Annotated in this window: 13 protein-coding genes; 5 read left to right on the top strand and 8 right to left on the bottom strand. The window is 42.9% G+C overall.

Translation table 11 applies throughout. The features are described from left to right. Positions 1–247: 247 nt before the first annotated feature. From J699_RS08945 to J699_RS08955, 3 genes are all read right to left on the bottom strand, one after another. Positions 248–601 carry a DUF1304 domain-containing protein gene (locus J699_RS08945; RefSeq protein ID WP_032868473.1) on the bottom strand — a complete coding sequence of 118 codons (354 nt, stop codon included), beginning with the start codon at positions 599–601 and terminating at the stop codon, positions 248–250. 70 nt (positions 602–671) lie between these two features. Then, positions 672–1,649 (bottom strand): zinc-binding dehydrogenase, encoded by a 978-nt coding sequence (locus J699_RS08950; protein WP_032868472.1) that lies wholly within the window; start codon positions 1,647–1,649, stop codon positions 672–674. 4 nt (positions 1,650–1,653) lie between these two features. Beyond that, positions 1,654–2,256, bottom strand: a complete 603-nt coding sequence (locus tag J699_RS08955) for a TetR/AcrR family transcriptional regulator (RefSeq protein ID WP_032882827.1) — start codon at positions 2,254–2,256, stop codon at positions 1,654–1,656. A 244-nt stretch (positions 2,257–2,500) separates the two neighbouring features. On the opposite strand from J699_RS08955, the gene uvrA reads away from it, so the two are divergent. Beyond that, complete coding sequence (gene uvrA, locus J699_RS08960; RefSeq protein WP_032868468.1) at positions 2,501–5,332, top strand: excinuclease ABC subunit UvrA; 2,832 nt, start codon at positions 2,501–2,503, stop codon at positions 5,330–5,332. On the opposite strand, the gene J699_RS08965 is transcribed toward uvrA, so the two are convergent. The 3 genes from J699_RS08965 to blaOXA form a co-directional block, all read right to left on the bottom strand. Next, positions 5,294–6,019 (bottom strand): hypothetical protein, encoded by a 726-nt coding sequence (locus J699_RS08965; protein ID WP_032868466.1) that lies wholly within the window; start codon positions 6,017–6,019, stop codon positions 5,294–5,296. The two genes, uvrA and J699_RS08965, sit on opposite strands and share 39 nt — an antisense overlap. Before the next feature lie 94 nt (positions 6,020–6,113). Next, positions 6,114–7,835: a GGDEF domain-containing protein gene (locus J699_RS08970; protein WP_032868465.1), complete on the bottom strand. Its 1,722-nt coding sequence runs from the start codon at positions 7,833–7,835 to the stop codon at positions 6,114–6,116. A gap of 534 nt (positions 7,836–8,369) precedes the next feature. Then, the gene (gene blaOXA / locus J699_RS08975) at positions 8,370–9,206 is read right to left on the bottom strand and encodes an OXA-294 family class D beta-lactamase (protein ID WP_032868464.1); all 837 of its coding nucleotides are present in this window, start codon (positions 9,204–9,206) and stop codon (positions 8,370–8,372) included. A 690-nt stretch (positions 9,207–9,896) separates the two neighbouring features. Here blaOXA and omp33-36 point away from each other — a divergent pair. After that, positions 9,897–10,811, top strand: coding sequence for a porin Omp33-36 (gene omp33-36 / locus J699_RS08980; protein WP_262475552.1), 915 nt, complete (start codon positions 9,897–9,899; stop codon positions 10,809–10,811). Between the two features lie 121 nt (positions 10,812–10,932). Here the strand turns inward: omp33-36 and J699_RS08985 are convergent, their stop codons facing one another. Next, positions 10,933–11,583: a response regulator gene (locus J699_RS08985; protein WP_005227861.1), complete on the bottom strand. Its 651-nt coding sequence runs from the start codon at positions 11,581–11,583 to the stop codon at positions 10,933–10,935. Between the two features lie 351 nt (positions 11,584–11,934). Here J699_RS08985 and msuE point away from each other — a divergent pair, with 351 nt between their 5' ends. Both msuE and sfnG read left to right on the top strand, forming a co-directional pair. After that, positions 11,935–12,675, top strand: coding sequence for an FMN reductase (msuE, locus tag J699_RS08990; RefSeq protein ID WP_032868463.1), 741 nt, complete (start codon positions 11,935–11,937; stop codon positions 12,673–12,675). Positions 12,676–12,700: 25 nt separating this feature from the next. Further along, positions 12,701–13,807 carry a dimethylsulfone monooxygenase SfnG gene (sfnG, locus tag J699_RS08995; RefSeq protein ID WP_032868462.1) on the top strand — a complete coding sequence of 369 codons (1,107 nt, stop codon included), beginning with the start codon at positions 12,701–12,703 and terminating at the stop codon, positions 13,805–13,807. Between the two features lie 78 nt (positions 13,808–13,885). Here sfnG and J699_RS09000 read toward each other — a convergent pair whose 3' ends face one another. Continuing rightward, positions 13,886–14,299, bottom strand: coding sequence for an Lrp/AsnC family transcriptional regulator (locus tag J699_RS09000; protein ID WP_032868735.1), 414 nt, complete (start codon positions 14,297–14,299; stop codon positions 13,886–13,888). A gap of 105 nt (positions 14,300–14,404) precedes the next feature. Here J699_RS09000 and J699_RS09005 point away from each other — a divergent pair, with 105 nt between their 5' ends. Next, entirely contained in the window at positions 14,405–14,947 is a 543-nt protein-coding gene (locus tag J699_RS09005; protein ID WP_032868461.1) for a cysteine hydrolase family protein, read from the top strand. The last annotated feature ends 165 nt before the right edge of the window (positions 14,948–15,112 follow it).

Here is a 15,112-nt window from a genome sequence, read left to right as displayed (position 1 = left end):
TTTCTTCAGGCAGGATGACCAAAAATGACAGCTTGTAGCATTCTGTTATCCTTAGTTCCCAATCTGGCTCAAGGTCAACATGTGCGGATTGCATGCAAGCAGGTCCTGCCCTGAAAAACAGACATAAAAAAGCCCCAATTAAGGGGCTTAGTCGTATATCGTATCGTCCGATATACTGTATGAGGCTCATCTCAAACTGGGCGCATTAAAACATAAATCCATCCAGTTGCCTACTGATATCTCTCGACTAAAAAACATTCACTACAATTAAAGCAATGAATGCGGGGATGGCCTGAATGTAAATAATCTTCTTGCTGGCGGTTAACCCCCCATAGATTCCAGCAATCAGCACACAGCCCAAAAAGAAATTGGCGATCGCAATGGCATAGCTTGCAGGCGCCAGTAATGACCAGAACAAACCGGCTGCAAGAAAGCCGTTATACAACCCCTGATTTTGTGCCATCACTTTGGTGAGCTGTGCTTTTTCTGGACTATTGCCAAAGGCTTTTAAGCCATAAGGCTTGTCCCACAAAAACATTTCCAGCACGAGAATATAGACGTGTAATAAGGCAATGAGTCCAATGAGCAGTTGTCCAAGCATCTGATTATCCTTTTTATAATGACGACATAGCGAATGAAACCAGCCTCACGGCTGGCAGTGATGATTTAACTTAGGGCTTCAACAACACTTTACCTTGACGAGCACCTTGGGTTGCCTTGAGTGCAGCAGTTTTGATTTCGTCAAAGCCAAATACGCCTTCAACAGGCAGAATCAGTTTCTTTTGCGCCGCCAGGGTCAGGAGTTCGACAAATAATGCCTTTTTGCGTTCTGCTGGCATTTCTTTGCTCACCACACTGGCCCAGAAACCTTTTACCGTCGCCTGTTTAAAGATCAGGTCTCCTGACGAGATCTGCATGGTTTCCCCAGTCATACTACCAAAGGAAACCAACAGGCTATTTTCACTGAGCAGATTCAACATTTCACCACTGGCACTGCCACCAATGGAGTCCACTCCCGCAATTAAAGGCTGATCTGCATGGAGGGCTTTGACTTGCGCTTTCCAATCGTCCTGATCCGTTGCCACCACATGCTGGATGCCGAGGGCCTGCATTTCGGCAATTGCATCGCTACGGCGCACTAGATTAATGACTTGCAGACCACGCGCCTGAGCGATCATGGCAACCGTTTTTCCCACCGCACCGTTGGCGGTATTCTGGATCAGCCATTGACCGGGCTGAATATTGACAAAATCCAGCAGCATCAAGGCACTGATCGGCATACCAATCAATTGAGCGGCTGTTTCATTATCAATGGCATCATTTAAGGGAATGATAGCCTGTGCAGGTGCAATAAAATATTCTGCCCAGCTGCCATGCACACCAGCAACTGCCACGCGTTGTCCTAATTTACTTTGATCAACGCCTTCACCTACCGCATCGACCATACCGACCGCCTCACTACCGCCAATGGCAGGAAGGGTTGGCTTATAGCCATAGCTGCCACGGACAGTCCAGACATCGTGATTATGCATGGGAGACAGGATGGTTTTAATACGAACTTCACCGGCTTTCGGTTCAGGCTGTGGCATTTCTGCCTGCTGTAACACCTCGGCAGGTTCACCAAAACTGTGATGGATAATACTTTGCATCTTTTTATTCCTTAATCGGTTGTAACAGCTGTTGTGTGGTTTCCAGGGCCAGATGTAGCGGTGCTTTGTCTTGGGCTAGTTTGGTCATCAGGGCTGCACCCAGCCATAACTGATACATCACCTGAGCCGTTTTAAATGGCTCCAGATGCATTGGAATGGAGCCTTGTTGTTGCCCTTCTTGTAGTAACAAGGCCACTTTTTGTGTCAGCCGATGTCCACCGAGATTGAGAATTTCACGCATGTCCTCGGATAAATCTGCCACCTCTGCACCTAATTTCACAATCAGGCAATTCTCGGCCCAGCTGCCATACACAGGATCATCAATCCAGGCCCGCCATAACGCCATCAAACGTGCATAGGCATCTGCTTCTGTCTGTTGCCAAAGCTGCTCGACCCGGACTTTGTAATCTGCCATGTACTGTTCCAGCAAGGCACAGCCGAAGGCTTCTTTAGAAGCAAAATAATGGTAGAACGACCCTTTCGGAACAGCACAGGTCTTGAGAATTTCTTGCAAGCCCACCCCGACAAAACCTTTACGCAACACCAGTTCAAAACTGGTATCGAGAATATGTTGTCGCGTGGCTTCACTTTTAATTGATCGTTTCATCAGCACACTATAAATTAATATTAGACCAGTCGTCTAGTGATTTGTATATTTTTATTCCTTCCGTGTTGATAAGTCGTAATTTGGCCTAGGGAAAGCTCAAAATAAGAGGCATATTACCAACAATAAATGTGAACCAGTTCATTAACCGTCACAATTTGTCGTTTTAATTATTTTTATATCACTTGAACAATTTTAAATCGTTATCATATACATGTTTTCATGTTCAGCTTATTGAGATGTATTTATGAGTCAAAGTCATATCCGTATTCGAGGCGCACGTACCCATAATTTAAAAAACGTGTCGCTCGATATTCCACGTGACAAGTTTGTGGTGATTACGGGACTTTCTGGCTCAGGAAAATCATCCTTGGCCTTTGATACCTTGTATGCCGAAGGCCAGCGCCGTTATGTCGAATCGCTGTCGGCCTATGCACGCCAGTTCCTGTCACAAATGGAGAAGCCGGAAGTCGATTCGATTGAAGGTTTATCTCCTGCGATTGCCATTGAGCAGAAGTCGACCAGTCATAACCCGCGTTCGACCGTGGGGACCATTACCGAAATTTATGACTATTTGCGTTTGCTCTACGCGCGTGTCGGTACGCCTTACTGCCCTGAACATGACTTACCGATGGTGGCCCAAACCATTTCGGAAATGGTCGATGTAGTCAAGAGTCTGGAAGAAGGCACCGCATTGATGCTGCTTGCGCCTGTAGTGCGGGAGCGTAAAGGTGAGTACACCCAACTGTTTGAACAGTTACAGGGTCAAGGTTTTGTTCGTGCCCGTGTCGATGGTGAAATTATTGATATCGATACCCCACCCGAGCTGGACAAAAAGAAAAAGCACACCATTGAAGTGGTGGTGGACCGCTTTAAAGTACGTGATGATCTGGGTAACCGGATTGCAGAATCGTTTGAAACTGCACTACGTCTAGGCGGCGATATTGCGGTGTTATCCTGGATGAATGGTGAACATCCGGAACGTGTGTTCTCGGCCAAACACTCTTGTCCTGAGTGTGATCGTGCCGTCGCTGAACTGGAACCACGCCTGTTCTCATTCAACAATCCCTTCGGTGCCTGTCCGGTCTGTGACGGTTTGGGAACTCGTAGTCATTTCAGTGCAGATAAACTGATTCCGAATGCTGAGGTTTCGATCAGCCAAGGTGCGATTCGTGGCTGGGACAGACAGCGTCCGTATTACTACACCATGCTGCAAAAAGTCGCGGATCATTTTGGTATCGATCTGGATGAGCCTTGGAACAAACTCGATAAAGATACGCAAAAGAAATTCCTGCAAGGTACAGGCAAAGAGAAAATCGACCTGAGTTATATTGATGAGCGCGGCCGTAAGCACACCCGTGTACAAGCCTTTGAAGGCATCTTGCCGCATCTGGAACGTCGCTACCGCGAGACTGAATCGAATTATGTCCGTGATGATCTGGCGCAATACTTGTCGAATGCCGCATGTGATGCTTGTGGCGGTTCACGTTTGAATGAAATTTCCCGTCATGTTCGGGTCAAGGACAAGACCATTGCCCAGATCACCAAGATGTCGATTGGTGATGCGGAAAATTATTATCAGGACCTCAATCTTGAAGGTGCCAAAGGTGAAATCGCCGATAAAATCTTTAAAGAGATTCGTGAGCGTTTGCACTTCCTGGTCAGCGTTGGCCTGAATTATTTGAGTTTGGCACGTTCTGCCGAAACCCTTTCAGGCGGTGAAGCCCAACGTATCCGTCTGGCGTCACAGATCGGTGCCGGTCTCATGGGCGTAATGTATGTACTGGATGAACCGTCAATTGGTCTGCATCAACGTGACAATGACCGTCTGTTGCAAACCCTGATTCGTCTACGCGATTTGGGGAATACCGTACTGGTGGTTGAGCATGATGAAGATGCCATCCGTGCCGCTGATCATATTATTGATATTGGCCCGGGCGCAGGGATTCATGGCGGTGCCGTAATTGCCGAAGGGACTTATCAAGAACTGGCAGATCATGCCGACTCGCTGACAGGTCAATATCTGTCAGGTAAGTTAAAAATCGAAGTACCGAAACAACGCACCCAGTCTCCTCGTCCGGATGAAGTGATTAAGCTGTCTGGTGCCAGTGGACATAACTTGCAGAATGTTGATCTGACGATTCCACTGGGCATCATGACCTGTATCACCGGGGTGTCTGGTTCGGGTAAATCAACCTTGATTAACCGGACTTTATTGCCGTTGGCAGCAACGCAACTGAATGGTGCAACCACGCTAACTGCCGAGAAGTTCGATTCAATTGATGGCTTACAGCATCTGGATAAAGTGGTGGATATCGACCAGAGTCCAATTGGGCGTACCCCTCGTTCCAACCCAGCAACTTATACGGGTTTATTCACCCCGATTCGTGAATTGTTTGCGCAAACGCCTGAAGCCAAAGCGCGTGGTTATAGCGCAGGCCGTTTCTCGTTTAACGTCAAAGGTGGGCGTTGTGAGGCCTGTGAAGGCGACGGTATGATCAAGGTGGCGATGCACTTCCTGCCGGATATGTATGTGCCTTGTGATGCCTGTCATGGCAAGCGTTATAACCGTGAGACTTTAGAAGTCGGTTATAAAGGCAAGAACATTTCTGATGTCTTGGAAATGACTGTGGAAGATGCAGCGGAATTCTTTAGTGCTATTCCGGTGATTCATCGTCGTTTAGATACTTTGACTCAAGTGGGCCTGGGCTATATCCGTTTAGGTCAGGCTGCAACTACCCTTTCTGGCGGTGAAGCGCAACGGGTGAAGCTGGCACGTGAGTTGGCAAAACGCGATACAGGTCGAACCTTATATATTCTGGATGAACCGACTACAGGTCTGCATTTCCATGATATTGCCAAGTTACTCGACATCTTGTATGAGCTCCGCAATAAGGGGAATACCATTGTGGTGATCGAGCATAATCTGGATGTGATCAAGACCGCTGACTGGGTGATTGATTTAGGTCCTGAAGGTGGTTCTGGTGGTGGTCAAATCATTGCCGAAGGTACACCTGAACAGGTCGCCGAGGTTGAGATTTCACATACAGGGCGTTTCTTGAAGCCGATGTTGAAATAAACTTAATTGGTTCACTAGTAGTGGTGTAAATTTAGGCTGTCTTCGCCCTTGAAGTTTAAATTTACGCCAACTTCCTAAATATTGGACTGGAGCATATTCAAGATTATCAAACAAAGAATGTTGGGTTTTCTGGAGGTTTTCAGCACGCTTTAAACATGCTCTTAACCATGAGTAAGACATTTTCATATAATCAGCAATACTTAAGTACGTATATTTGATAAGTTTAGGTTTAAGACTTTCAAATAAATGAACAAAAGCTAAAGCCATAGAAAAACTATTTTCTTTGATTTGGTGTGTTTCTTTGTTTTGTTGAATGTGCTGATTTTCAGTATCTAAAATTCGTTGCAATGGCTCAGTAGATGCCGGAGAAGATAGGGTTAAAAGGATGGGATTAATTGCCTCGTCTAAATCATTTCTCGTACTGTGATCAAAATTAAAAGCATTTTTAAGTAGACGATCGGCACTATGGACGAATTTATTCCACATTTTATGTTTTAATTCATTCCAATGTTCATTATTTGCTAAATCAAATTCTCCAGTCCAATGCTCGATAATAAATAAAAAGGCATCTTGAGCGATATCATCGCTTTCACATTGTTTAGAAGCTCGCGCTATCTTTTGCCAGTCTTTGTAATGTTGAGATGAATAAATAACTTGAGATAATTTATTTTGGTCTTTTGCTAACACAGATAGAGTCTTATATTTTGGATTCTTCTAAGTTAGCAGTTTTAAATTTAGATATGATGACTAAAAAATTACTATTGAAATCAATACTAAATAATCACCCCTCCACCACATTCTTCCCTTTTGCCTTGGCTTTTAACAGCGACTGATCTGCTTTTTCTAACAGGGCTAACCAGCTATTTGCCCCAATCGCAACACCAATACTCACCGAAACCCGAATCTCGTCGGCCATACCCGAAAGCAGAATACCTTGCTCTGCAACCCCTTCACGAATATTTTCCGCAATCGCTTTAGCAGCATCCATCTGAATATTTTCCAGCACAATAAGAAATTCATCACCGCCATAACGCACGATCAGGTCAGAGGTCCGTACATGACGCTTAAGCTGGTCTGCAATCATGCTGATTACCTGATCTCCGACAATATGCCCGTACTGATCATTCACAAACTTAAAGTTATCAATATCAATGGCGATCACACAAGTTTGAGACAAACCCTCAGCTTTTGCCTCGAGTGCAGCGATATACTCCTCTAAGGCCAAACGATTCGCCACGCCTGTCAGTACATCAGAGTTCGCAATCTGCTTGAGTTGCAACTCCATGCTATCGCGTTGTTTCAACATCCCTCTGAGTTTATCGATGGCTTCAAATAATGAAAAAAACTCTTCCTTGTTTTTGCGCATTTGAGTCAGTTCATCCGAGCTACCGGAAAGACGCAGAATCATATTGCGTGCATTGATCAACGGACCAAATACCCTGCGCTTGGCATAAATCATGGTAAAGATGGCAATCAGTAACGATAAACTGGAAATACACAGGGTAAAGATAAATTGCAGTTTTGCACGCCGGTTTTGTTCGTCTGCAACCGCAATACTGTCGTCGAGAATATAGTTTTGCAAATCCATGACCGTAGTAAATTTACCGACCATTTGATCGGTCAATTCGTTCGCGGTAATAAAGTAGGCCTGATGATTTTTACTTTCATCCAGTAACTGCGAAATAATAGGCAGGCCTTTATCCAGAAACTCTGTTTTTACCCGTAAATATAAACGGACATATTCAGTTGATTTGGACTGTTCAGGCTGAATGGTATCCACCAACCCCCATAGATAAATGGCTTGATGCTGGGTCTGTAAGGAGCGCGCCCGATTCTCATCAGAAATTTTCTCGTCAAAGGTCACAGGCGCCATAATATTGGAAGCGACTCGCCCGGCCTGATCCCGCATATCGGTTAAAATCAGGATCGAAGTAAAGTAGTTCGACATTTTACTGTTTTTACTTTCAGACAGGACCATTAACCATTTGAGCAACTCGCGGCTTTCATCCCAGACATCAAACATGGACAGGATGGCGCGATCAAACTGGATCGAGGTCCGTTGAGGCGTTGGAGTATTTGCATAAGCATCTACCGTGCTACGCGCCTGCGCCAGTTTGGTCTTGAGGTCGGTATCCAAATCTTCGGCAATCATGCCAAAACCATTTCGTTTTAAAGTCTCAATGGTTTGTTCTATCTGCAGATCGACGACCTTGCGGTATTGTTGTAAGTCCTGACGGTTTTTGGCCAGATCCTGTGGCTGACTCGACATGACTTTATTGGATGGAGCACGTTCCCGTGAAATTTTATTGGCAGTTTTCACCAGACTTCGCAGGCTAATGATCTCGATTAAGGTTTTATTTGTTCTTATATATTCTTGATAACTATTAATAATAAGCGGAATAGACAAATAAGAGATAGAAAAAATAATAACAAGCATGCAGAGAAACAGGCGCCGACTAATTTGCTCAGAACGTAATTTCGAGCTTTTCAAGTGTTGCCCCATTAACACACCTTACACTTTTTCAAAAAATGATCTCGATTGCATTTTCAACAGTGCATAATTTTACCTGAATTTTAAATCAGACGACCATGATAAAGCAGAGTTTTTTATATATATTCAATTCTCTTCATTCAATATTTCTGATTTCCAAGTCGATAATGGATAAAAATATTATTGATTGAGAATAATTTTTATTAATATTTAGGTCTTTAAATAAGGTTTATGTGGTAAAAGGAATGAATTTATAATTCATAAAATTCAAAAAGATAGAATAATAATTTAAATTTATTTTATTTAAGCCCTGATTTATATTTATTTTTAAATAAACAACTCACCCTATTTTCAATCGAAAAACTCTATCTTAAAAATAAAAATTATCAATTTCACAAATTACTTTCTAAAGAACATAATTTAATCAGGCAAAGAAATTCTTTTATTATCCAGAAACCCTCAAGGATGTTTTTCTCACCAACGTAAAACATCCTTTTTTCAAACCCAGCTTGATCTTAAAAGCTGGGTCTTTTTTTTAACAAAATTTTATTGCCCAATTAAACCGAGCTGTTGCAGGGCCTGATAAACAATGGCTTTACGTGCTTCTGCATGTGCTGCCTTCTTCATTTCCATATTCAGTGAAAATGCAGTGACCTGTCCATTGGGTTGTTCTACCCAACCTGTCCACCATCCCACCTGAGGATTTACATCCATGCCCCATCCACTTTTGGCATAGATTTTGGTGCCCTGAATATCTTCAATCAGCAACATATCTTTAACTTGTTGCTGGGTTGATGAGTCAAATGCAAGTTGTTTTTTCGCCAAGGCATAGGCAAATTTTACTTCCTCAACAGGGGTAATTTCTAAAGGTCCCACTAACCAGAAATTATCCACTTGCGTTCCAATCGACTGATTGCCATACCCGACCCGTTTTACTTCACTGGCCATTAATTCCAGACCGATACGGCGCGCCAGTTCCTGATACACAGGTACAGCCGAAGCCTGCATGGCTTCTGCCAGGGTTAAGTCTTTTTCCCAGCTGGTAAAAGCCCGCTTCTGTCCATCCCATTTAAATACTTCATTCGGTGAAGTCTTATGATGCTGGATACCAATCAAAGCATTCAGCATTTTAAAAGTAGAAGCCGGAATATAGCGCTGATCGGCCCGATTAAGCGCATTGCCATATTTTTGAATAGCTTTGCCATCATAAGTGACCAGGACACCGAAGGTCTGGATATTTTCAAATGCAGTTGCGATCTGATCTTCAGTCTGTTTCTGCGTGACTAAAGTTTGAACGTGTGGCTGAATATTTTGGCAGCCCAACAATATTATTGAGGGCATCACAACTACAGATAGAGCGAGTAATTTTAATTTTTTCGGCATGACTATAAAATTGAATAACACAGAAAGAACCTATGACTATAAGCTTTTTCATTTATCTATACTGTAGCGTTATTTACTAGGCAGAATGGGCCATTGCAGACAAAAAAAAGCTCAGCCTTGGGGAAAGCCGAGCTAGTAAAACATTGATGTTTAGAACATCAGAATACTCAAGAAAATGTTATGAGATATTAAAATGCAAATTAGATACCTCTTGCTGATTATTATGTGAATTGCTTCTCGAAAAGTAAAGTTGATTAAATAGATCGGAATTAAATTTCCAATCGTTTTTGTTAATTGGTTATTAAAAATCAGATTTATGAGTTATTTTCGGTTATATTAACCCAACTTGAAAAAACGCATTTTTTTGCCTACCGTTTCGCATAATATCGAAATAAGGTTATTTCAGCTCACGCTTTTGATTACCTTTTTATGACAAAATAAAGCCACAACTTAACGAAAAAAACGATTATAACAATCGAACAAACCAATTAAACTATTTATTTACGACATACTGATTACATTCTATAAAAACACAAAATATAAGCTTATCTCATTGTTAGTTATATAATTTATAAATGGTTGACAACAATTTAATTAAACGTTCACTTTTTAAACGATCGCTAGTCGCATTTTGAACGTTTATCGGAAGGGCGAATTTATTACATTGACTTCATAAATTGTTACAATACAATGGCTGCAAATTTACTCTTTCTTGTTTTAAAGCTGGAAATCATTATGAAAAAACTCGGTTTAGCCACTGCTCTAGTTTTAGCCATGACCGGTGCTCATGCATACCAAGTCGAAGTTCAAGGTCAATCTGAATTTTTAGATACTAAAAAGAATGACAAAGACTTCACTGGTGCTGGTCAAATCAGCTATTTCCTTAAAGATGTAGACGCTTCTAAAGGTCCTTTAGCTGAAGCTGCATTCTTAAACCAAGCTTCAAATGTTTCTGTAGCTTATAGCTTTGCTAAAGAAAGCGGTGATGAAATCGCAACTCGTAAGAATGAGTCTTACGGTGCGAAAGGTGAAGCATATATTCCGACACCTTATTTACCAGTATACACAAGCGCTTCTTATAGCCATTCTCAAACTAAAATTGATGGCAAAAAAGACAATGGCGATCGCTATGCATTAGAACTAGGTACTATGCTTGCACCTAACTTCTTGGTTGCTGTTGGTTATACAAACATCGCTGACCAAGTTGCTATAGACGCAAATAGCGTTCTTGCACGTGGTATTGCAAAATCTGTAGCTGAAAGCAAAACTATCGGTCAAGATCAAGACGCTGTGACTGCACGTACTAAATACGTAGGTAACATCGACGGTACAAACATGGCTGTAGGTTTCGAAGCTGGTCTTGTTTACGGTGATGACACTGCTTACGAACTAAAAACTGATCTTTATGTAACACCTAAGTTAAGCGTTGGTGCTTCTTACGCAGAGTCTAGCTACGCTAACACTCCTGATTCAGCTTGGGGTGCGAACGTAAACTACTTCATCACTCCAGCAGTTGCTGTAGGTGCTAGCTACGTTAATGCAAATGCAGTTAATGCAAACTTAGATACGCAAACTGTTGGCTTAAACGCGAAGTTCCGTTTCTAATATTGGATTTTGGTTCTAGTAATAGAACAATAAATTCATAATAAAAAACCAGTTCGAAAGAACTGGTTTTTTATTTTCTGATCTTCAATAAAATTAAAAATCGAATTTGTCATTCAATTTCTTACATCTTCTTGTCTTCAATATTTAAAGCACTGATTGCCAAGACAGCCTGAGTACGGTTCTGTACACCCAATTTACGGAAGATGGCCGTGACATGGGCTTTAATGGTTGCTTCAGAGACTTCCAGTTCATAAGCAATCTGCTTATTCAATAAACCTTCTGCCACCATCATCAACACACGGAACTGCTGTGGTGTCAGTGATTGCAGGCGTTCTGCCAAAGCGGTTTCATCCGCGGCTCTTGGGTCAAAACCGGCATGCGTCGGTAAATTCGGCGGTAGCCAGATTTCACCTTCCAGAACGTGTTTAATTGCTTCACCAATATGGCTTGGATGTGAAGATTTCGGAATATAGCCCATGGCACCATGTGCAATGGCACGCTGGATGATTGACACTTCTTCATGGGCTGAAACGATGATAATCGGAATGGCAGGGTATTGTGCACGCACATATACCAAAGCAGAGAAACCGGAAGCACCCGGTAGATTTAAATCCAGTAACACCAGATCAGGTTCCGCACCATGTTCTAAGCGTGCATAGAATTCATCGACATCAGCCGTCTCCTGAATCTGTGCCTGAGGCAAACTATAACGAACCGCTTGAATCAAGGCATGTCTAAAGAGAGGATGGTCGTCTACAATTAAAATATTCATAAGCGCTTAAGCTGTCTGCAAGTACGTCACTGTACGATGTTTATTTAAATTCAATCCGTCTAAGCCTATTTTCAATTAGCGCTGAGGTCAAGCACAAGCATTGATTTATTTCTTTTTCCCGCAAAATAAATCAAATATTGATATAACCCGTTTAAATCCTAGGCAACTCAAAAAATAGTTTCAAAATCCTGAATAGAAACAGTTGATTAAATCCGAATCATTTTAAATGAAGGCAATTACATCGATATATCTATAAAAAAGATAAGCTTGCAGCATTTCCTTATTTTACAGCCCGCATGCCGATATAGATAAATAAATAGCAATTCGAAATGATCTTTTTAGGCAGTTATTATGTCCAATCGCAATACCGTATCGACTCCCCTGAATATTGTTGCTGTTTCTGGCGGTTTAAATAGTCCATCAAAAACTGAAAGCCTGATTCAGGCCATTTTAGATGAGCTTTCAGAAGCCATTGATATCAAGGTGCATTTTGTCAAACTCAGTGAAATTGGACCATTATTGGGCGGCGCCATTTACCGTAATCAATTGCCGCAAAGGGTTCAGGATGATCTGGCAGCTGTCGAAGCAGCAGATGCCCTGATTGTCGGTACACCTGTTTATCGTGCCTCATTTACCGGCCTGTTCAAGCACTTCTTTGACTTTGTCGAACAGACTGCACTGGTGGATGTCCCTGTCCTACTAGCTGCATCAGGAGGCAGTGACCGTCATGCGTTGGTGCTCGAACATCAATTACGTCCCCTCTTTAGCTTCTTTCAGGCACAGACTTTACCGATTGGCGTCTATGCAACAGATCGGGACTTTACCCCTGAATATACGGTCAAAAGTGAGCAACTGGCAGATCGGGTTACTCTGGCTGTTGCCCGTGCTTTACCGATTTTGGAATGGGCCCCCGCCAAAGGCCAGCGTGCCGCAGCCATCAAAACCAAAACCGAGCAGGCCAATCAAAACCTGGGCATTAATAAACAGATTGAACAAGCAGAGGTCTTGCCTTCCGCTGCTGTACCGAATCTGGATGTGGCTGAATCACGCCTGCATCCCAAGTCTGCAAAGAATTTAACGCACGTCGCATAAGCCATAGTTTATGGAGGGTACAACGATGACAATAACAACATCTGCAATCAAATTTGCCTATTGGGTTCCCAATGTAAGCGGTGGTCTGGTTGTGAGTAATATCGAGCAACGTACCGACTGGAGTTATGATTATAATGTGCGTCTGGCACAGGCTGCAGAACGAAACGGTTTTGAATATGCGCTGACCCAGATCCGTTTTACCGCGGGATACGGGGCTGAATATCAACATGAATCGGTCAGTTTTAGTCATGCCTTGTTGGCAAAAACTGAAAAGCTCAAAGTCATCGCAGCCATCCTGCCTGGCCCCTGGAAGCCCGTACTTGCAGCTAAACAGCTGGCCACCATTGACTATCTGACCCAAGGGCGAATTGCCATTAATGTGGTGAGTGGCTGGTTCCGTGGGGAATTCGATGCCATTGGTGAACCGTGGCCAGAACATGATCAACGCTATGTACGCTCGGAAGAGTTCATCCGTACCCTGAAAGGCATCTGGACTACAGACAATTATAGTTTTGACGGCAAATATTACCAGTTCCAGAATTACACACTCAAACCGAAACCACTGCAACAGCCTCATATCGAAGTATTTCAGGGCGGTAGCTCGCGTGCTGCACGGGATATGGCTGCGCGCGTGTCCGACTGGTATTTTACCAATGGCAACAGCGTTGCAGAAATCAAAAAACAGATTGAGGATGTCCGGACAAAAGCCAAACTGGAAAATCGTCAGGTCAAAATTGGCGTCAATGCATTTATTATCGCCCGTGATACTGAAGAAGAAGCCAAAGCAGTACTGAATGAGATCATTTCTCAGGCCAATGTTGAAGCCGTCAATGCCTTTGGAGATGCCACACGTGAAGCAGGCGCAGCTGCGCCTGAACGTGAAGGCAACTGGGCCAAATCGACCTTCGATGATCTGGTGCAATACAATGATGGCTTTAAAACCAACCTGATTGGTACACCGCAACAGATCGCAGAACGGATTTTGGCCTTAAAACAGGTGGGCGTTGATCTGGTTCTTTCTGGCTTTCTGCATTTCATTGAGGAAATCGAATATTTCGGCGAGAAAGTCTTACCCCTGGTTCGTCAACTGGAGCAACAACAGGAGACGTTATTGATCGAAAAATCAGCTTAATCTTAATTAGGAAACAAGAAGAAAAAGAAAAGATAGGGCAAATACTCTCCCCCAAGACTCGGCTTGGGGGCTTTTATTTTAAGTGGTTGCAATTTCCCGCATCACCGTTTCAACCGAATAACGGCACCATTTGGACAACTGCTCAATGAAATCATTCAACTGCGCAGGATTAAAGTGACTGACAATCATGTAACAGGCATTACCAAGAATCTTGAAGCATTCATCGACCTGATCATATTGTTTGACCAAGTGCTCAACCTCAATAAAGGCCTGCTGATCATTCATAAACAGTTGAATAAACTGCTTGTGTTCATATTGCAGGGCAATGGTGTAATTTTTAATGATGCCAGCATCCATCAGTTGGGCAATACGTGCCCCCACAGCTTGCCCTGTACGATGCACCCGCTGGCCAATCTGTTTATGGCTTAACCGCGAATCCTGTTTCAGCAATTCAATAATTTTTAAGTCGATGGGATCAAGTTCAATATTCATTTTTTCATGACGAAAGAAAACCGGCAACAATGCTTTCACCTGAATATAGCCGATTTTTCACGCTTGCCCTACTCTTGTTTTAACTTAACACGGGAAGTAAAAACCATGAAACAGGCCCTGCTGATTATTGATGTGCAAAATGATTATTTTAAACATGGCAAAATGGAACTGGTCAATCCAGACCTAGCACTGGCACAAACCAACAAGCTAGAAGATTATTTTATCCAGCATAATTTACCGATTATTTATATCCAGCATATTAGTCCGGCCACGGCCAGCTTCTTCCAAGAAAATAGCGTCGGCGCTGAACTACATCCACAGTTAAAACTAAACAATCATTCGATTATCGTGGAAAAGCATGTTCCAAATAGCTTTGTAGACACCAATCTACAGGCCATTCTTGAACAGCATCAGGTTGAGCAACTGGTAATTACGGGCATGATGACCCATGTATGTATTGATTCGGGCACACGTGCTGCCAAAGAACTGGGCTATCAACCGATTGTGATTGCAGATGCCACTGCAACCCGTGATCTCGAATATGACGGTAAAACAGTAAAAGCAGCAGATGTCCAAACTGCATTTTTATCGGCACTGGGTTTCTTTGCCACGGTACAAAATACGGCTGATTTTTTAGCACAGTATTAAACAATAGAGCTCTTTCAAAAGTCAAAAAATGATCAATCATTGGTAAAAAATTAGTTTTGAAAGTTCTTTCTCCCTTTGGGATGAGGGCTGCAATTCTGCAAGAGAATGAGAGTATTCTTCATATTAATCCTCTCCCTAGCCCTCTCCTTTAAAAAGGAGAGGGAA

Source organism: Acinetobacter sp. 1000160, assembly GCF_000588715.1.
Lineage (GTDB): Bacteria > Pseudomonadota > Gammaproteobacteria > Pseudomonadales > Moraxellaceae > Acinetobacter > Acinetobacter courvalinii.
The sequence above is the reverse complement of the archived record's forward strand: the minus strand, read 5'-3'. Positions and strand labels throughout refer to the sequence as shown.